This is a genomic window from Sphingobacterium thalpophilum (genome assembly GCF_901482695.1).
Taxonomy (GTDB): Bacteria; Bacteroidota; Bacteroidia; order Sphingobacteriales; family Sphingobacteriaceae; genus Sphingobacterium; species Sphingobacterium thalpophilum.
On the sequence record NZ_LR590484.1, the window covers coordinates 2,998,844 to 3,018,057 of the forward strand.

At 44.4% G+C, this 19,214-nt stretch carries 19 protein-coding genes; 11 read left to right on the forward strand and 8 right to left on the reverse strand.

What is annotated here, in order from left to right:
- Nucleotides 1-273 precede the first annotated feature (273 nt).
- The 4 genes from FGL37_RS12520 to cysM all read left to right on the forward strand — a co-directional run bounded on the left by FGL37_RS12520 (nucleotide 274) and on the right by cysM (nucleotide 3,208).
- Complete coding sequence (locus FGL37_RS12520) at nucleotides 274-1,071, forward strand: HipA family kinase (protein ID WP_028072388.1); 798 nt, start codon at nucleotides 274-276, stop codon at nucleotides 1,069-1,071.
- Nucleotides 1,049-1,432, forward strand: coding sequence for a DUF3037 domain-containing protein (locus FGL37_RS12525; RefSeq protein WP_028072387.1), 384 nt, complete (start codon nucleotides 1,049-1,051; stop codon nucleotides 1,430-1,432). Before FGL37_RS12520 ends, FGL37_RS12525 begins: the two co-directional genes overlap by 23 nt.
- An 87-nt stretch (nucleotides 1,433-1,519) precedes the next feature.
- Entirely contained in the window at nucleotides 1,520-2,329 is an 810-nt protein-coding gene (locus tag FGL37_RS12530; protein ID WP_037534565.1) for a serine O-acetyltransferase, read from the forward strand.
- A gap of 6 nt (nucleotides 2,330-2,335) precedes the next feature.
- On the forward strand, nucleotides 2,336-3,208 hold the full coding sequence (gene cysM / locus FGL37_RS12535) for a cysteine synthase CysM (protein ID WP_028072385.1): 873 nt from the start codon (nucleotides 2,336-2,338) through the stop codon (nucleotides 3,206-3,208).
- 109 nt (nucleotides 3,209-3,317) lie between these two features.
- Here the strand turns inward: cysM and FGL37_RS12540 are convergent, their stop codons facing one another.
- The 4 genes from FGL37_RS12540 to FGL37_RS12555 all read right to left on the reverse strand — a co-directional run bounded on the left by FGL37_RS12540 (nucleotide 3,318) and on the right by FGL37_RS12555 (nucleotide 5,277).
- Nucleotides 3,318-3,677 carry a bleomycin resistance protein gene (locus FGL37_RS12540; protein ID WP_037534563.1) on the reverse strand — a complete coding sequence of 120 codons (360 nt, stop codon included), beginning with the start codon at nucleotides 3,675-3,677 and terminating at the stop codon, nucleotides 3,318-3,320.
- A gap of 45 nt (nucleotides 3,678-3,722) precedes the next feature.
- The gene (locus tag FGL37_RS12545; protein WP_037534561.1) at nucleotides 3,723-4,196 is read right to left on the reverse strand and encodes a GNAT family N-acetyltransferase; all 474 of its coding nucleotides are present in this window, start codon (nucleotides 4,194-4,196) and stop codon (nucleotides 3,723-3,725) included.
- Between the two features lie 33 nt (nucleotides 4,197-4,229).
- Complete coding sequence (locus tag FGL37_RS12550) at nucleotides 4,230-4,688, reverse strand: MaoC family dehydratase (protein WP_028072382.1); 459 nt, start codon at nucleotides 4,686-4,688, stop codon at nucleotides 4,230-4,232.
- Nucleotides 4,689-4,851: 163 nt separating this feature from the next.
- Nucleotides 4,852-5,277 (reverse strand): SRPBCC domain-containing protein, encoded by a 426-nt coding sequence (locus tag FGL37_RS12555; protein ID WP_028072381.1) that lies wholly within the window; start codon nucleotides 5,275-5,277, stop codon nucleotides 4,852-4,854.
- Nucleotides 5,278-5,506: 229 nt separating this feature from the next.
- Between FGL37_RS12555 and FGL37_RS12560 the strand changes: the two genes are divergently transcribed.
- The 5 genes from FGL37_RS12560 to FGL37_RS12580 all read left to right on the forward strand — a co-directional run bounded on the left by FGL37_RS12560 (nucleotide 5,507) and on the right by FGL37_RS12580 (nucleotide 10,708).
- Nucleotides 5,507-6,313 carry an alpha/beta hydrolase gene (locus FGL37_RS12560; protein WP_028072380.1) on the forward strand — a complete coding sequence of 269 codons (807 nt, stop codon included), beginning with the start codon at nucleotides 5,507-5,509 and terminating at the stop codon, nucleotides 6,311-6,313.
- 171 nt (nucleotides 6,314-6,484) lie between these two features.
- Complete coding sequence (locus tag FGL37_RS12565) at nucleotides 6,485-6,868, forward strand: hypothetical protein (protein ID WP_138096812.1); 384 nt, start codon at nucleotides 6,485-6,487, stop codon at nucleotides 6,866-6,868.
- Nucleotides 6,869-7,033: 165 nt separating this feature from the next.
- A complete protein-coding gene (locus tag FGL37_RS12570) occupies nucleotides 7,034-7,915 on the forward strand; it encodes a DUF3347 domain-containing protein (protein WP_028072378.1) in 882 nt (293 codons plus the stop codon).
- A 9-nt stretch (nucleotides 7,916-7,924) separates the two neighbouring features.
- Complete coding sequence (locus FGL37_RS12575) at nucleotides 7,925-8,353, forward strand: hypothetical protein (protein WP_028072377.1); 429 nt, start codon at nucleotides 7,925-7,927, stop codon at nucleotides 8,351-8,353.
- Between the two features lie 81 nt (nucleotides 8,354-8,434).
- Nucleotides 8,435-10,708 carry a multicopper oxidase family protein gene (locus FGL37_RS12580; RefSeq protein ID WP_028072376.1) on the forward strand — a complete coding sequence of 758 codons (2,274 nt, stop codon included), beginning with the start codon at nucleotides 8,435-8,437 and terminating at the stop codon, nucleotides 10,706-10,708.
- An 85-nt stretch (nucleotides 10,709-10,793) separates the two neighbouring features.
- Here FGL37_RS12580 and FGL37_RS12585 read toward each other — a convergent pair whose 3' ends face one another.
- On the reverse strand, nucleotides 10,794-11,792 hold the full coding sequence (locus FGL37_RS12585; protein ID WP_028072375.1) for a beta-ketoacyl-ACP synthase III: 999 nt from the start codon (nucleotides 11,790-11,792) through the stop codon (nucleotides 10,794-10,796).
- A 312-nt stretch (nucleotides 11,793-12,104) separates the two neighbouring features.
- Nucleotides 12,105-13,532, reverse strand: coding sequence for a MocR-like pyridoxine biosynthesis transcription factor PdxR (gene pdxR, locus FGL37_RS12590; protein WP_028072374.1), 1,428 nt, complete (start codon nucleotides 13,530-13,532; stop codon nucleotides 12,105-12,107).
- Nucleotides 13,533-13,695: 163 nt separating this feature from the next.
- On the opposite strand from pdxR, the gene FGL37_RS12595 reads away from it, so the two are divergent.
- Together FGL37_RS12595 and FGL37_RS12600 are read left to right on the forward strand one after the other, a co-directional pair.
- The gene (locus FGL37_RS12595; RefSeq protein WP_028072373.1) at nucleotides 13,696-14,826 is read left to right on the forward strand and encodes an aspartate aminotransferase family protein; all 1,131 of its coding nucleotides are present in this window, start codon (nucleotides 13,696-13,698) and stop codon (nucleotides 14,824-14,826) included.
- Nucleotides 14,827-14,960: 134 nt separating this feature from the next.
- Nucleotides 14,961-15,377: an NUDIX hydrolase gene (locus tag FGL37_RS12600; RefSeq protein WP_028072372.1), complete on the forward strand. Its 417-nt coding sequence runs from the start codon at nucleotides 14,961-14,963 to the stop codon at nucleotides 15,375-15,377.
- Nucleotide 15,378: 1 nt separating this feature from the next.
- Here the strand turns inward: FGL37_RS12600 and FGL37_RS12605 are convergent, their stop codons facing one another.
- Nucleotides 15,379-15,903: a hypothetical protein gene (locus FGL37_RS12605; RefSeq protein ID WP_028072371.1), complete on the reverse strand. Its 525-nt coding sequence runs from the start codon at nucleotides 15,901-15,903 to the stop codon at nucleotides 15,379-15,381.
- 84 nt (nucleotides 15,904-15,987) lie between these two features.
- Nucleotides 15,988-19,164, reverse strand: coding sequence for an AsmA family protein (locus tag FGL37_RS12610; protein ID WP_028072370.1), 3,177 nt, complete (start codon nucleotides 19,162-19,164; stop codon nucleotides 15,988-15,990).
- Between the last annotated feature and the right edge of the window lie 50 nt (nucleotides 19,165-19,214).

Here is a 19,214-nt window from a genome sequence, read left to right on the forward strand (position 1 = left end):
TGAAGAACTTGATGAGACAAGTCGAGATTATATGACAAATATAATTAGAAAATAATACTTCTGACGGTCAAATTAATGTATGATTTACGCTAATTCACAAAATAAATTACAATTATCAAGATATTTTGTCCGGTAAAAGTTCGTAGGTAAAGCGGAGTTCGGTAAATTTGATCTATCGAACGGATCAGGATACGAAAATAAATACAATTTAGTTTCATTGAACGGTTCCCGGGGCAGTAACTGCCTTTGGTATATAAAAGTAAAAAGATATTCATGAGTTTTCAACAACCTATTATTCGCGAAGTGGAGATTATCCGGTATGTACAGCCTTTTCGCGAAGGCGGGTCTTTACCTGCCCTAGTGGATGCCGATGATGGTTTTAGTTATGTGATCAAATTTAGAGGCGCAGGTCAGGGGCGTAAGGCACTGATTGCTGAATTGATTGGCGGTGAACTTGCCAGGCTACTCCAGTTAAGGGTGCCGGAAATTGTGTTTGCCAACCTCGATGAATCTTTTGGCCGTACAGAACCCGATGAGGAGATTCAGGATCTCCTTAAATTTAGTGTGGGCAGAAATCTGGGATTACATTTCTTGAGTGGTGCAATTACATTCGATGCCAATGTTGATGTGATCGGTGCTGAGGAAGCCTCAAAAATTGTCTGGCTGGATGCCCTGTTGATGAATGTTGACCGCACGGTCCGCAATACCAATATGCTCATCTGGCATAAGGAGCTTTGGTTGATTGATCACGGAGCATCATTATATTTTCACCACAGCTGGGACAATTGGGAAGAACAGGCTGTCAAACCTTTTGTTCAAATCAAAGACCATGTACTTTTAAAAAACGCGACAAGCGTGGCGGCGGTCGAAGCGGCATACCGCCCGTTATTCACCGAGGAAGTTTTCCGAAAAATAATGGCAGTTGTACCCGACGGGTGGCTGGAAGATCCCGAACGCGAACTGTCGGCAGCGGATGCAAGAGAGGTGTATGTTTCCTTTTTAAAACAGCGTGTTGCCAATTCATCCATTTTTGTAAAACAGATTGAAGATGCCCGAAAAAACCTTGTATGAGTATGCTGTGGTACGGCTTGTGCCGCGTGTGGAACGTGAGGAATTTATCAACGTTGGTATTGCGCTATTTTGCCGTAAATACCGCTTTGCTAAGATGGTCTATGCTGTGGACGAACAAAAAGTTAGAGCGTTGTGCCCAACTATTGAACTGGAGCTGATTGAGAACCATCTTTCCTCTTTTCAGCGGATATGTCATGGAGATAAAGGTGCCGGCATGCTGGCTACACTGGACATGACAGAACGTTTCCGCTGGCTTACAGCCAAACGGAGTACCGTCATCCAGTGTTCAGCCTCGCATCCGGGATTATGTGAGGATCCTGACGTTACACTACAGCAGCTGTTTGAGCGCCTGGTCCTCTGATTGTCCGCTTTGATAGCCTGTCTTTTTGATAAAAAGGGTTAATCTATCAATATTATAGTATATTTGTTGTCATATTTACTTTTGAAGATGCATGATTTTTATCAACATATCTACGAGCAGCAGCTGGCTGTTTTAGAAATGCCGTCCAACAAGAAGATCTGTGGCTGGGCGACAAGGATTCTGGATCTGCTTTTTCCGGAGCGCAACTCTGGCGAAATGAGATCTGTGGATGATGTAAAGCTCGCTTTTGAACAGTTTGAACTAGAGCTTGAGCAGCTTTTGAGCAAATCAAAAGCTTGTGGTAGCTGTAATCATGCGGAAGTAGCCCGAAAATTTTTTGAACGTATCCCTGAGCTTTATGAACTGATGTGCTGGGATGCGGATGCGCTGATGGACGGCGATCCGGCCGCGCAGAACAAAAGGGAAGTAATTCGTACCTATCCCGGTTTTTTTGCGATCTGTATTTTCCGCATGGCTAATGAACTGCATCGTCTGGGGATCCCGTTAATTCCACGGATTCTGACCGAGCATGCACATTCCAAGACAGGGATCGATATTCATCCCGCTGCAACCATCGGTCATCATTTGCACATTGATCACGGGACGGGGCTGGTGATCGGTGAGACCTGTACAATCGGTAATTATGTCAAACTCTATCAAGGGGTAACGCTTGGAGCGCTCAGCGTGGACAAGGTGTATTCGAATGTGAAACGTCATCCCACTATTGGAGACCACGTGATCATTTATTCGGGTGCCACTATTTTGGGGGGTGAAACGCATATTGGCCACCATTCAGTCATTGGTGGCAATGTTTGGCTGACCAGTTCAGTGGAGCCGTATACGACCGTTTACCATCAGGCTACATCGAAATTTATTGATTCAAAACCAATCATATAGATATTTATGGGAAATATTATAGATACCATCGGAAATACGCCATTGGTAGAGATTACCCAATTTCACGCAAATCCAGAGGTCAAGATCTTTGCGAAGATGGAAGGTAACAATCCTGCGGGGTCGGTCAAAGATCGGGCGGCATTAAATATGATCCGTTCGGCTATGGAAAGGGGCGAAATTACAAAAGAAAGCAAGCTGATCGAAGCGACCAGCGGCAATACAGGGATTGCTCTGGCCATGATTGCTGGAATCTATGGCTTAAGCCTTGAACTGGTGATGCCTGCCTCTTCCACAAGGGAGCGAACCCTGACGATGGAAGCCTATGGAGCAAAGGTCACATTACTGGAATCCATGGAAATATGTCGCGACTATGCAGAGCAAAAGGCAGCTCAGGAAGGCTATTTCATTCTAAATCAATTTGCCAATCCAGATAACTATAAGGCCCATATCAAAACCACTGGGCCGGAAATCTGGCGCGATACAGCTGGAGAAATAACCCATTTTGTCAGCGCCATGGGCACTACGGGAACTATCATGGGTAATTCGATATATCTAAAAGAGAAGAACCCTGCAATACAGATCGTGGGTTGTCAACCTACGTCGGAGTCTTCCATCCCGGGTATCAGACGCTGGCCAGAAGCCTACCTGCCCAAAATATTTGATCCAAGCCGTGTGGACCGGGTGATCGATATCTCCCAGCAGGAAGCAACGGAACTCGCGCGTGAGCTCGTACGGCGGGAAGGTATATTTGCTGGTATGAGTACAGGTGGCGCATTTGCCGGAGCGTTAAAAATTGCCAATGAAATCGACCGGGGCGTTATCGTGTTTATCGCTTGCGACCGCGGCGACCGCTATTTGAGTTCGGACTTATTTGGTTAGGGGTGAGGTAAATCCTATGCTGATTGTTCAAGGTTCGCTGAGCTTCTTGATCCGCTGACAATAAGCAGACGTAGACGTTGTGGAATTTGCCTCGCTTGGTAAAGTCATACTATTCTGCCTGCCCAAAAGTCAGTAGATTATTATCGGGGTCCAAGATGGAAAATTCCCATTGTCCCCAAGGTTTACGCGTTAATCCGCCATTGGGGTGAATGGCAATGTTCTTCTTCAGGAAGGATTGATAGAGTTGTTGAATATCGTCTGTGCGAATGTAGATCATACCATAGTTATCTTCTGGTGGAAGTTCCCTGTACTCGAAAAAATGGATTTCAACCTGATCTTTTCGGATCATCAGGTAATCGGGATAATCTTCGCTGTTACAGTTTGAGAAACCAAGCTGGTTTAAATAGAAATCGCTTGTGACTGCCTTGTCACGCATCGGCAATTTTGGATGTATCGCTGTTAGTTTCATTATTTAGTATATGTCTTTAGGAAATCCGGAAACGACATCGTCATTTTATTGCGATTCAGGTCGACAATACTTCAACAGAACCATATCCTTCAACAATTGACCATTTTCGTAGATAGGCTGTTCGTAGTTCTCAATAAAAAAATTCTTACGGACGGCGTATTTCACGAAACCGTTGCGTTCGTAAAAGCGGATCTGATCCGTACCACAATCGGCTGTTCCCACAATGAGATTAGGGTATTGATCTGCGTATGTTTGCTGTATATAGCGCAAAATGCCGCTTCCTAGTCCACTGTTCTGAAAGGGAGGAGAAACAGCTATATTTTTTATTTCTAAGGTCGTATCGTCTATTGGACATAGACAGAATACGGCGACGACGCGATCCTGTACCTGCACAACATAGACAGTAGACTTGAAAAGATATTTCTCAATTGCGGCTATAGTTTCATCCGCCAAAAGCAACAGATCATAAGGATAGTCCTTATGATCCGTAACTTGTTTTATTGTTAAACCATCCAGCATATTCAAAAGTTGGTTCAATTTGTGCAGTTGGCGTCAATTGAAGTGGTATAAAAAAATCACATCTCCGACATAGGCGGGTTTGGTATTGTCTTTTATTTTCAATGTCGCTTCAATGGTAACCTTGACCACACCCCTCAAGTTGACGACACTTTTAACATGGGTGTGCAGCTGCACTTCGTTGTCGACTAGGACCGGCTGGGCAAACCGCAAATTTTCGATGCCATAATTAATTTCCATTTTGACGTTCCGAACATCGGCAATCTGCTTCCACAAATAAGGAATGAGTGACAAGGTCAGGTAGCCATGTGCGATAGTTGACTTAAATGGGCTTTCTGTTTTTGCTTTTTCACTGTCGAGATGGATCCATTGATGGTCTAAAGTTGCGTCCGCGAACTGATTAATCTGTCTTTGATCGATTTTATGCCATTGAGATTCGCCTAATGACTTGCCCTCAAAGGCCTTATACTCTTCATAATTGTTAATTATTGTCATATTGTATGTCTTTATCAATTTTCTGCTGGAAATTGCTTCCGGGCAATTTGATCGAGTGTCAAATTTTAGCCAAAGATAACCATTGTCAGGAGTAATCCAAGTATCCCTTTTTGTACCTGTCCGAAGACCCCTGATTCGGTATCATATTGATTGGCAGGTCCTGTCAGGGAAGTATGCCATATGTTTTTTCCACATATGATTTAAAATTATTCAATATGGCCCGCCAGCCCTCACGCTGCATTTCAATAGGATTCTCAGACTCTGCATCAAAAATTATGCTGACATCTGTAGAGGATTTTTTGGAATCAAAATGAATTTCGACATGACGACCGTCGGCCATGTCATAGGCAATCCGTTTAAAAGGATCAAGTGCTGTATATGTCCCCACGAAATCAAAACCAGCAGATCCATCTTTAGCCTCCATGTGGTTTTTAAATTTACCCCCTATACGGAGATCGTTGGTCGAACTTGTACAATGCCAGTCCTCAGCAGCATGATTCCATTGCATAATGTCCTCCGCAGAAGTGTATGCATTCCATATGGTCTCCACACGCACGTTAATCGATGTTTGTATGTTTATTTTTTCCATGCTTATGTCGATTGTTTTCTGATGTAATCTCTTGTTATCTCTAATAACAGGTTTTTTGGCTATTTGTTATATCGGATCGAAGATAATTATGCCCACTGCTCGAAAAGTAAGCACGACACAGCTCGTTCAGGAACAGCGCGTATTTGTGTAATGCTTTTGTAATTTCGATAAAGAAATTTAAGCAGTTTTTGCTAACTTTATGAATCTGAATACTTAAACCCATTATACGATGTCTATCAGGTTGTTTTTTATCCTCTTTTTACTGATTTCGCAAGGCTGTGCTCTTGCTCAGAACTATCAGACAATAGAAAATATCAGCTATTGTAAAAATGCTGATACGGATGCTTATAAAAAGGAGCGGTGTAAGCTTGATCTATATATCCCTAAGGGAAAAAAAGGGTTTTCAACAATTGTATGGTTCCATGGCGGGGGGCTGGAAGAGGGCAATAAGTTTATCCCGCTTGAATTAAAGGAAAAGGGCGTAGCTGTTGTGGCGGTCAATTATAGGCTAAGTCCCCGAGCCAAGGCGCCAAGCTATATAGAAGATGCAGCAGAAGCTGTTGCATGGACCTTTTCTCATATATCTTCTTATGGGGGTGATCCCGGTAAGATCTATATTTCGGGTCATTCGGCTGGTGGTTATCTGGCGTTGATGGTTGGTTTGGATAGCAGCTACTTGCAACCTTATGGAATCGCTAATAGCCGTATAAAAGGACTGGCACCTATCAGCGGACAGACGAATACACATTATACCATTAAGAAAGAGCGAGGACAGTCGATGGTCATACCTCAGATCGACGAATATGCGCCGATATCTCATGCGCGGAAGAATGCGCCACCCATTTTACTGATTACTGGTGATGAACGGCTGGAACTACCGGCACGATATGAAGAAAACGCCCATTTGGCAGCGATCTTAAAACAGACGGGGCATACGAACACAGTGTTGTATAAGTTGCAGGGCTTTGATCATGGCGGCGTTTATGCACCCGGCTGCCTGTTGATGCTCAAATGGATCAAAGAGCAGGAAAAATAGGAATGGAAATTCTATAAAAAAAATAAAAAATATTATAACAATAAACTGAAAAATAGTAACGACCTTTATTATGTAAAAACATCACGAATACTGTTGTTGTAGTGATAGACTGTAATAAGTTCGTTTTTTTGTATGTGGACAAAAGGCAATATTGTTTTAATTCTGTGTATCGTGGCGCTATTTTTAGTGCCGGGCCGGACATTTGCCTGCCACGGAAATTCTGAAAAACCCCAGGTAGAAAAATCCTGCTGCGCAGAAAACGAACAGAACACAAGTGATACCGCAGCAGAAAGCTGTTGCAAAGAAGAAAAGTCGGATCCTAAAAAACCCGGTGGCCAGCCTTCGAAATCTGATCAGCACGATTCAGACTGTAACAAGCAGTGCAATGAGAAAACCTGCCGCACTGCGCTGCAGTATAATCCTATTATTTCCCCTCACGAGGAGGGACTTTCAGCACCCATCACAATAGATGGTCTGCAATCCTATGGATTGTATAAGCCTCCTTTTTGTCCGGACGCTTATTTCTCTATCTGGCAACCGCCCAAGCTTGCCTAGAGATTGGCGATAGCCGGTGCTATCTCTTTTCGGAACCTTTGTTCCGATCCACAATTTGTATAAATATAGGAATTCACCTGGATGACATCCGCTATTATGTTCTAGTTGGCGGTGACAGCCTGTGGCATTTCCTTCTGTATTTACTTAATTTCAATAAAATATATCATGAAATCAATATCATTTATCGGTTTAGTCATACTGGGTGTATTATCCGATACGTATACACAAGCACAGATTAAGCATGCAAAGACAGAAACAGTAAAGATATCTGGAAACAGCCCGTCGGTAAAGACCGTTATAGAACGGGAGGGCGGGGAAAGAAAAATAGCAAAAGTCGACTGGAACCAAGCTACAAAAATGGCTACCATTACGTATGATGCTTCAAAAACAGATGCCGATGATGTGCTCAAACGCATTGCGCTCGCGGGTTTCGATAACGAGCGATTTTTAGCGCCAGATGACGCGTACGCCAATTTACCTGAAGAAGAACAATATCTCCGCGTATTCAAACCGGCATCCACCCAACATGGTCAACATTCGGGACATAGTATGCAATCAACGGCAAGCCATTCTGGCCATGCTGAAAAGACGGAAGCAGTCTTCACTGTAGTCCAGCGTACGACAATGTCCCAACTGGCTAGTCACTACTTTGCCCTAAAAGATGGTCTGGTAAAGACTGATGCACAAACAGCAGCCGCTCAGGCCTTGAACCTGCAGCAAGCAGTCAAAGCTGTCGACATGAACAAGCTCTCTCGAGAGGAGCACACCGTCTGGATGAAGGTGATGAACAGTCTGGCAGCTGATGCGGCTGCCATTGCAAAGACAAAAGATGTCGCCAAGCAACGCATGGCTTTTGCTACCCTGTCCCAGGCGATGTATCAGCTGCTGAAAGTAAGCCATCTTCAGGCTCCTGTTTATTATCAGCATTGCCCCATGTTTAACGACGGAAAAGGGGGGAACTGGTTGACTAAGGAAAAGGCCGTGAAAAATCCATTCTTTGGATCGCAGATGATGAGTTGTGGAAGCACAGTAGAGACACTTAATTAGTGGCGACTGATGAATTATTTAATGCTTATCCTTACGGTGCTGGTCGCTTCATTAATGGCCTGCACCCGTTCTCAGCATAACCCTCAGCTACCGAAAGCGGACAATAGCGAAGACGTTGCGGCCATGAACACTATCCAGCCTGCTCAGTATAGAAAAGGCGATCTTGTTCCTGCTGCCGAGGTCTGTATGGTTAATGATGCCTTTATGGCAAAGAAACAACTGCTGGTAGAACACAATGGTAAAATGTACTACGGTTGTTGTCAAATGTGCAAAGATAGGATCCCCAGGGAGCAGGCCGTACGCATAGCTACAGACCCTTTCTCCGGAAAAACCGTTGATAAAGCAGAAGCTATTATCGCTATTACAGGTGACCGGGGGGAAGTATCCTATTTTGAGAACGAAGCAAATTATAGGAGTTATTTTAAACATACAAACTGATTAAAACAGTCTACTTATATAAGTGTTTATTTTTAAATCGCTGCGTTTCAAACAGCTGTTTTAGCAGTAAGAAAAGATAAGATGAGTAAAAGAAACAATCTATTAATCCTGGTTTTTCTGTTTGCCTTGCAGATGACCGCCTTGGCTCAGAAAATGGTGCGGCATGAGCTTTATGTGCGTGATACCATTGTCAACTATGCCGGGAAAGCAAAACGTGCTATTGCGGTCAATGGGCAGATTCCAATGCCTACGTTGACGTTTACGGAAGGTGACACAGCCGAAATCGTGGTCCACAACGAACTGAAAGAGAGTACTTCTTTACACTGGCACGGTATCTTTTTGCCAAATAAGGAGGATGGTGTGCCACATCTGACGCAGGAGCCGATAAAACCACAATCGACGTACACGTACAGGTTCCCTGTGATCCAGCATGGGACGCATTGGTACCATTCACATTCCGGATGGCAGGAGCAGATCGGTATGTACGGTAGCCTGATTCTTAAAAAACGGTCTGATGATAAATCTTTCCGGAAAGGAATAGACGATCTGCCGGCTATTCCAATTATTTTAAGTGAGTGGACAAATTATAATCCCCATCATATCCAGCGTATGCTACATACCGCCAACGACTGGTCTGCCATCAAAAAGGGAGCGACGCAGTCCTATGCCGAAGCCATAAAAGCAGGAAAGTTCAAGACCAAAATCACCAACGAATGGAAGCGCCAGCTGGCCATGGATGTGAGCGATGTATATTATGACCGGGTATTGATAAATGGTGCGCACACCAGCGACCTACGGGAAGTTGACGGAAGGAAACTGAAGGCTGGAGACAAGGTACGCTTACAGATTTCCAATGGTGGTGCCTCTTCTTATTTTTGGTTGCGGTATGCCGGAGGGAAAATAACAGTTGTGGCCAATGATGGCAACGATGTCGTACCGGTGGAGGTAGACCGGTTACTGATAGCCGTATCCGAAACCTATGACGTGGTGCTTACTATTCCTGATGACGGCGTGGCCTACGAGTTTATGGCGACGACGGAAGACCGTACGCAGTCCGCCAGCTATTTTGTCGGCAATGGAATCAAGCAGCTGATTTCGCCCCTCCCACGTCTCAAGTATTTTGAAGGGATGAAGATGATGAATGACATGATGAAAATGAATGGGGATCTCAACGATATGGGCATGAAGATGAGTCTCAACCAGATGGATATGAACGTCGTCATGTATCCCGAAATTACAGGAGGCGGGAACAACAAAGAGCATGCTCAGCATATGGGAATGGATCACGGTAAAATGGATAAGAATGCAGACGCTAACCGGTATGATGCAAATGCGCAGAGTGATATCGTCACATTGAACTATGCGATGTTGGAATCTCCGCAGGTTACAGAACTTCCCAAGTCATCTCCTGTGCGTGAGCTTAGGTTTGAGCTGACGGGTAATATGAACCGTTATGTCTGGAGCATGGACAACAAAATTCTTTCCGAAACCGACAAAATTCCGGTTAAGAAGGGTGAAGTGCTGCGGATCACACTCTACAACAACTCGATGATGCGGCATCCGATCCACTTGCATGGCTTCGATTTTAGACTGTTGAACGGTAAAGGAGCTAAGGCGCCTCTCAAAAATGTGGTCGATATCATGCCGATGGAGACTGACACTATCGAGTTCTTAGCCAATGAGGAAGGCGACTGGTTTTTCCACTGTCATATCCTGTATCATATGATGGCTGGTATGAATCGTGTGTTCGCCGTGGGCGATTACCAAAATCCCAATCTGCCCGATAAGGCAAAAGCGTATAAGGAATTGCAGCGCGAGAGCAATATGCTCCACTTTATGGCGCAGAACGACTTTGCCACGAACGGAAATGACGGTCAGGCTATGTTCCAAAATGCGCGCTGGCAGCTGGGTTCGGAGTGGCGGCTGGGCTACAACGACATGCATGGGTATGAAGTAGAGACGCATCTGGGACGTTTCCTCGGAAAGATGCAGTGGTTTATGCCTTTTGTTGGTTTTGATTACCGTTACCGCCGGATGGGAGAGGACACACACGAAAAGAATATTTTTGGTCAGACCAATAAAAAAGACAGTCGCAAAGCGGTGAGCTTAGGGTTTATGTATACTCTGCCGATGCTGATTAATTTTCAGGCTGAGGTGTATCACGACGGTATTGCGCGCCTGCAGCTGATGCGGGAGGATATTCCTATCTCCAGAAGAATCCGGGCGGACTTTATGGTAAATTCAGATCTGGAATATATGGCCGGACTGAACTATGTGCTGACAAAGAATATGGCTTTTAGAACCCACTATGACAGCGATATGGGATTTGGTGTGGGGCTGTCCCTAAATTACTAATAGCAGCTAAAAAAAAGCAGGGTATTCCGTAATGGCATGCCCTGCTCTTTAACTGATGAACTATTTATCTTATACCTAGAGCCGCTTAAATCATCCATTTAAATAGGCTGGCTCCCCATGAAAAGCCTGCTCCGAAAGCGGTCAGCATAACCAAATCACCAGTATTCAATTTTTTTATATTTTGCCAGATACAAAGCGGTATGGTAGCGGCAATCGTATTTCCCAGGTATTCGATATTGCTCAACGCACGATCTTCGGGGATATTCAGGCTGCGACCCACAGCATCAATGATCCGCTGATTGGCCTGATGTGGAATTAACCAGTTGATATCTTCAATTTGCAGATTGTTGCGCTGCAGTACCGTCGTGCAGGCATCACTCATCGACTGGACCGCATGTTTGAACACCGTTTTTCCGTCCTGCTTAAGAAAGCGATTACTATTGACAGGAAGTGTGCTGTCGATAGGGTATAGGGATCCTCCTGCTTCAATCTTTAAAAATTCGCGTCCTGCACCGTTACTGCAGAGATAAGCATCCATAATACCGCCTTCAATTGAAGGCTCGAGCCAAATGACGCCGGCCCCATCGCCAAACAGGATATTTGTCGTGCGATCCTTCAGATCCACATATGTACTTATATTGTCGGCACCAACGACCAGCACATTTTTGTAGCGCTGTGTTTCGACAAGAGATGAAGCCATGTCCAAGGCATACAAAAATCCAGAACAAGCTGCATTGACGTCAAAAGCCCATACATTGTTTAGACCTAATTTCTCTAAAATAATATTGGCCGTAGCCGGCATAGGCATATCCGGGGTTGAAGTAGCGACAATAAGTGCATCTACGTCCCGTAAATCCTTGTTATATTTTTGTGCTAAATCCTGAATGGCCCTGACCGCCATATCCGATGTGGCAAGATTTTCATCTAAGATCCTCCGCTCCTTAATTCCTGTACGTTTGATGATCCACTCATCGGACGTGTCACAAAACTGCTCTAAATCGGTATTCGATCTTTTGTTCGGTGGGATATATCCACCAATAGCAGTTATTGCGGCATACGGCCTGCTCGGTATTCTTTCAATCATAAAATAATGTACTCTTTTCTCTCTTTTATACAGCCCAATCTAAAAAAAAGTAGCGGGCTTCAATTTTTGCGCCGTAAAACTACGGTTAATTTGATGAACAAAAAGCTCAAAACAGCCGTTTTTTACAAAATAATTACGTTACTGCATTATTTTTGACTGAATTGGGTTTCTTGACTATACTATTCTTTCAATTGGTCATATGATACCAAAATTATATATGGTTCGTTGTCTTTATTTCGAAATTTTAATTTTTAGGGTCTAGTCAAAATGGAGAAACGGTCTACGACATTTGACCAAGCTTCCCGTCAGGACCTAACTAATCCGGGCATGTTTTAGAATCTGTGCCAATTCGCTGATGCCTTCTTCGATCAGTTCTTCTGAAAGTGATCCATAGCCCAAACGCAGTCCTCCGTAGCTATCGCTTTTACCATAGTTGTCGGGGTGTGGAATCTGTATCGATTTCCGCTTTAGCTTTTTAAATAGTAATGTCCAATCTACCTGATGTTTGAAGGATAGCCATACTGCGAGTCCACCTTCAGGAATATGGACGTGGACATGATCCTGCAGATGTTCTTCGAGCAAGCGAACCATAAGATCGCGCTTTTGCCGATAATGATCTGTCGCTTTTCGTATATGCCGTCGTATTGTTCCGTCCCGAATAAGTTCCAGTATAGCCTGCTCCATAATATTATCGCCTTGTATGTCAATAAGGTAACGTAAAGCAGCTATATTGCGTAATAATTGTTCGCTCTTACTGACGAGATAACCGATACGGAGCGCAGGAGCTACCACTTTGCTCAAAGTCCCGATATAGATAGAATGCTGTAGAACGGGTGAAGCAGCCAAGGGGAATACGGGGGGCTGCTCAAAATTAAATTCATAGTCGTAGTCATCTTCGATAATCGTAAATCCAAAAGCGTTGGAGAGCTGGATGAGTTGCGACCGCCGATGTGAGCTGAGGGTTACGGTCGTTGGATACTGGCGATGGGGAGTCAGATATAAGGCTTTGACATTTGTTGCCGCAGTGAGATGAGGAAGGATCTCGTCTACAAGGATGCCGTCTGCATCAACAGGGATTTCAATGAGCCGCGCGCCCCGATGCTCGAAGATCTTCCAGGCCGTACAGTATCCCGGCGATTCGACCAAGATGCTATCTCCGGGCTCAAGCAGACACTGAGCAATAAGGTACATGGCCATCTGGCTACCCCGGGTGACACAAAGATGGTCTTTGGTAACACGCATATCGCGTTCCTGGTTCAGCATATCGGCAATGGCCTGACGGAAATCAGCATGCCCGCATGGTTCGGCGTAGCCCATCATTTTCCAGCGTGCACTTCGTTTGAAGATCTGGCGATATGCTCGCGCAAGCTGGTCTATAGGCGCAATTCTGGTGTCCGGATTGCCATCATCGAACACAATACGTAGGTGAGACTGCGGAGTATCCGCCGTTCCGTCCACTGTTGATCCTGAGTACAGAGGGGGCAGCTCTTTGGCGACAAAAATGCCACGCCGCTGCTGACTCTCCAGCCAGCCTTCGCTAAGAAGCAATTGTAGGGCTTCGACCACTGTGTTACGGTTTACACCCAACTGAGTGGCTAGTGCCCGGCTACTCGGCAGAGCGGTGCCGCTGCTCAGCCGGCCAGATTGTATATCAGCAGAAATGCTCGCTGCTATCTGTAAATAAATCGCCTTTGCGGAGTGTCGGTCAATGGTTATGGTCAAATTCCAGGGTCTAAGCATGGGTCGTTCTTTTGGGTTACTGTTCCAAATATACAATTGTTCTTTACGATTAAAGACGATTTCGTCTTTTCTGCTATCTTGGACTGGTTATTTAAAATCATCCTGGACTGGAAAAATAGGCAAATTTAAGCCCATATTAGCTTTGTACTAAAACTACCCTTCGATGAAACCGTTTCCGATATTTGAAAAGATCAACATCCAGCTTGAGCGTGCCGCCGGATGCTTTGTGTATGATGAAAAACAACAGCCCTATTTAGATCTATACGGAGGACATGCGGTTATTTCCGTGGGGCACACGCATCCCAAGGTTGTGCACCGAATGGTAAAGCAGCTGCAACAGCTCGCATTTTACTCCAATACAGTCCAAAATGAACTACAGACAAGCTTGGCAAAGAGGTTGGGAGAAATGAGTGGATATCCGGATTACAGCCTGTTTTTATCAAACTCTGGCGCCGAAGCAAACGAGAATGCCCTGAAGCTGGCATCTTTTTTTACAGGGAGGAAAAAGGTGCTATGCATGTCCAATGCATTTCACGGTCGTACTTCAGCTGCAGCTGCAGCGACCGACATCGCGTGTAACCGGGCGCCGGTAAATGAAAGCAGCCACTACTTTTTCACGCCGTTCAACGACATTTCCAGTGTAAGAAAGCAGCTGGAAACAGAATCATACTGTGCGGTAATCATTGAGCCGATACAAGGTGTCGGCGGGATCCACGTAGCATCGGATGAGTTTTTGAGACAGCTGAGCGTAAGCTGCACACAGACGGGTACCATGCTCATTATGGATGAAGTACAGTCGGGGTATGGACGTACCGGTCATTTTTTTGCACATCAGCATGCTGGAGTGCAGGCTGATTTTGTTACGGTAGCAAAAGGTATCGCGAATGGGTATCCAATGGCGGCGACGATGATCTCTCCGCGGATAAAGGCCATTAGCGGACAACTTGGAACTACTTTTGGAGGCAACCACTTGGGCTGTGCGGCTGCAATTGCCGTTCTCGACGTCATGGAAAATGAAAAGCTGATTGAAAATGCTGCCCGGGTAGGTACATTTTTAATTGACGAATTGAAGTCGATAGACGCTGTTACCGAAGTTCGGGGACGTGGACTGATGATCGGCGTGGAATTTGAGGACAATATAGCCACTCTTCGGCACCAATTAATATTCCATGAAAAAATTTTCACCGGTTATGCTGGCGCTTATACCCTAAGGTTGCTGCCGCCGCTCTGTTTTACCATGGAATACGCCGAGATCTTCCTGTCCAGCTTAAAGAAACTGCTACGCGGGAAGTGATCCCATGAGCAGCATGTTCCAAAGCGGTTTTACCGACTGCTTACCAGTCATGCCTTTAGGGGAAAAAGACAACACTGTATTTTGACGGATAAGTAAAAAAGGGTATTTTCACAACTCAGACTAATAAGAGATATATGCCTACTACGACACAAGGTCTGCCAACGGCCGGATTAATCAGTATTAAAGATCGCAAACTATTGCTGGCGTACAGTAATAACAGAAACGCATGGTATCTTCCCGGCGGAAAAATTGATACTGGGGAAACTGCCCTACAATCGTTACGGCGCGAAATTTCGGAAGAGCTGAATATTGACCTTGATCCACAGAAAATCACATATTATTGTCACATCAGTGCTCCGGCTTATGGTATTGTGCCCGAGGTCATCATGGAACAGGACTGTTTTCTGTATCCGTTGACGGAAACGATAGCGCCGGGTAACGAAATAGCCGATGTGAAATACTTTTCGCAGGAAGACTACCTACGGGAACCCATTCAGGTTGTCGGCGTTCTGCAAGTTTTTGAGCGATTAGAGGGCGATGGTCTGATCTAAACTACAGACCATATCCCTCATTTATACATCGGATACCGCTTAAATCTCTTATCGGAATAAACTTCTGAGTTTTGGTGTCAATACGCCAAGCCTGCTTGATGTTGTCGAAATACTCCTTATTTTCGTCGATGACGCTGATAGCGATTACATCAGCGGCTGACTTGCCTGTTGGGTGGTATTCGCAAGTGCCAAAATTGTGGTTGGCTGAAAGTTTCGGAATATTGATGGTGTCCAGTATTTTATACCTAACCTCATTACCGCTATCTTTCATTAGTTCCTCCAGGATACATACGCCGTTTTTGTCACTGGTATAATAGCCAACAGCAAAGCGATAATCTCCATTGGCGCGTTTGCCCGTTTGGAGCACAGTACCAAAAGCTTCTGTATAATGACGTAGTGAAGGGATTTCATCGATATCACGGAAAATTTTTCCATAAAGTGGATTTTTATCCTGCTGAATGGCGTTGAAACTGGACCAGCTGCAGATCGACAGCCCCGCAAGTAGTAGAATTGCAAAATATCTCATTGTCCAAAAATTTGTTCCTAATAAAGATAGAAAAATAATATGTTTTAAAGCATAATATGGGATTAGTGTTTTGTTATATTTTGTTTATTGTATTGCCTCGGACTTTTCTTTTTGTAACTCTTTATACATTTCAGCGTCTTCATTGTCCATATCCATATCTAAATCTTCTTCCCTGTATTTACCCATTTTGAGTTTGAAATTATCAGCAGTACCCGTAATTCGCATCGGTATTCCGAAAATCCCGAAAGGAGGCAGACCTAGCCGGAATCCAAGGTTCATATGGCCATCGAGGGTAACCTGTCCTTCAAACCGCGGTCTGAATCCCATCATCTTCATCTTGGTCCTTTGGATCGTCATGACATTATTCTTGATATGTGATCTGATGGTTACCTTTTTCACCTCACCATCCTTGAGTTTTTCTTTTGAAGTCGACGCGCTTATGCCATTGAGAAGTTTAAATCCGCGAAATTTTATTTGTTCCAGAATCAATGCGCCTTCACCCGTGATGGACGGCATAATAGGTTGCATCTGTCCATTGAGTAATCCCCCCAGACGATAATCCAAGGACACGAGGCCGTAGGCGTTCTTTGCGGAGGTCACCATCTCACGGAAGATGGGAATCTCTTTATAGGCACGCTGGATGTTAAAGCTGTCCGCTTTTACCTGATAATCAAATACGGCACGATGTGGATTTAAAGGCTTGTAATTGCCGTTCATATTCACCTTTAGTCCGGAAAGCTCAAACGTTGTGTTATGGAGAGCCAGATTACCCTCTTTTAGTAGAAGGGAGCCGTTAAAATCCTGGATGCTCATCTTCTTGTAAAGAATATTGCTGGCGGATCCCAGCACCTGAATATCCAGGTTTTTAGGTAATAGAACAACGCCTGATTCTGACGGAGACGACACTGTTATGGGTATGGGCCGATCTGCAAAAACCATAAAATCGTCCACGTTAATCCTCTTACTGTTGAGGGTAAATTGTCCTTTCAGGTTTTCATTACTGCGGGTTAGGTAATTTATGATATTGTTGAGATAACCCTTGATCGAAATGGCATTATGACCATAGCTAACCAGGAGCCGGTCAAAGTTCATTTTTTCCTGATGAAAGCGGAAATCCCCCCTTTTGATCGAAATGGGCTGAGACAACATATCTGTATGCACCTGAATATTGCCCACACGGAGATGTCCGCGGTTTTGAAGCTGCATATAGCGGCCCGCGGCAGCATCGCTCTGAAGACCTTTGAGACTGAAATCCGTGTGTATAAATCCATCTACGTTGGCACCGTCTAGAGCGAAAAACTTGTAGAGCGGGCCTAGATTGAGTTTGCCTTTGGACTGGATATCGTATCTGATGTTGTTGAAATTGCGTAGGTCTGCATTCAGAAAAAATGGTTCACCTGCAAAAGTAAAAGATACGGGTAGGATCTTAACACTTAAATCGCGTAGTGAACCTTTCTCGCTGTGTACCAAGGCTTCGATGTGTATATCTTCCATTGGAACGGGATATTCTTTCGATTTGATCCGTCCATTTTTCATCACAAAAGAAGTGTGGGTTTCCGGAAAAATATTTCGCTTGAGATCAACATGCCCTTTTGCATGTAGGCTGACGTCCACGAGCCCCGCTAGCTCGACATCGTCAATTGGGAAGAAACTCTTGATGTCAGCAAGGTTGAAAAGAGCCTGTAAGTCAGACTGTATCGCGATCTTGTTGAAATCCGAAATCGAAATATAACCCTTTATATAATTGTGAAGCGCCTGTATAGAAATATCCCGCACTGCTATAGCTGCATTTTTCATGTTTCCGTCGGAGTTCTTTGCTTCCAGATGGTATGCGATCTTGTCGAGTCCCCTAGGAAGACCCGACAGTTTGAAATGTCCGTCGGCGAGAGTATTCTTGATGTCAAAAGAGGGTATGGAAGCAATATACTCCTCTTCACGTTTTTGAAGACCGACTTTGCGGATTCCTTTGGCATAGGTTCCGTTGATTTTTGCATCGAGGTCCCATCTGCCGCCAAAGGAAAACGTCGGAAACTGTAAGGAATTCGACAGCAAGTCCAGATCAAGACTACTTTTGATATCAGCGTGCAGCCTAAAGGGAGACCGCCCGGCAGCCGCCCCTTTCGCTTTAAAATAACCCGAAGCCACCTTAAAATCGAACTGGTCAAGCATAACCTGAAGGGAATCTGTATTTAAAGAAGGGAGATTAATTTTTAGCCGCGCATTCCAATCTGTCAATGGGTTCCTGGACTGGTTGTAGGCGAGATAGCCATTATTGATCGTTAACCCAAGTGATAAATCAGGCATTTTATTGTCGTCGACAATATAATCACCGGTCAGGTTGACAAACACTTCCGAAGTGCCTTTGACAGACAGATTATCTACCCATGCGGCATAACTGTTTGGCACCAAAGAAAGCAATTCGCTTAATGTGCTCTTCTGGGATCTGAGCCTGAAATCCAAATGATATCCACGTGAAATAAAAGACAATAGACCCTTGAACTGTACCGGAAGCTTATTAATGCGGATATCATTGCGCTCAAAAAGGAAAGACAGGTTGTCTGTATTGATCTTTGTCAATAAGGTTGCGTCGATAGATTTTCTATCCACGTACAGCTCATTGTTAAAAGAAAATGAAAAAGTAGCAATTTTAGCACGCGTATTTAAATCGAATATGCTGGACATAAGATCGCCTTTGCCTTCATAGTCAAGATCTTTGGCGTCAAACCATAGCGGAATGGACCGATCTTCATAATGTACATGTGTCTTCTCCAATCTGATCAGTTGGAATGCCAGCGCGTTGCTTTCAGAATTGTCGCCCGTTTTAGAAGAGTCAGCCGACTTCGACTTGTAGATCGTGTAGTTGCTGTTGCCCAAAGAGTCCACCAATATGTTCACGGTCCCATTGCTGACGATAAACTTGTCGATGATGATTTTGGATTTAAGCAGACTAAGGAGGTCAAGACCAAAACTCACTTGTTGAGCTGATAGCAAGGTATCCTTATGGAAAGGAGCGGCCCCTTTTAATAGCACCTGGTCCATGGAGGCCGTTAAAAGCGGAAATTGGTCAAAGAAGGTTAAGCGGACCTTTTCATAGTTTAGCTCACCGTTAATATGTTCATTAACCAGCGATTTTACCTTCGCGTTTACTTGCTCTTTGAAGATATAAGGTACGGATAGTAAGCAAATAATAAAAAGTAGAATGATGCTTGCCATACCGATCGAGAGGCGTTTTGCAAGCTTAAGAAATTTCGCTTTTGACACAGTGTTGTTTTTGTGAATGCAAAAATCATAAATTTATCGATAAACAAGCA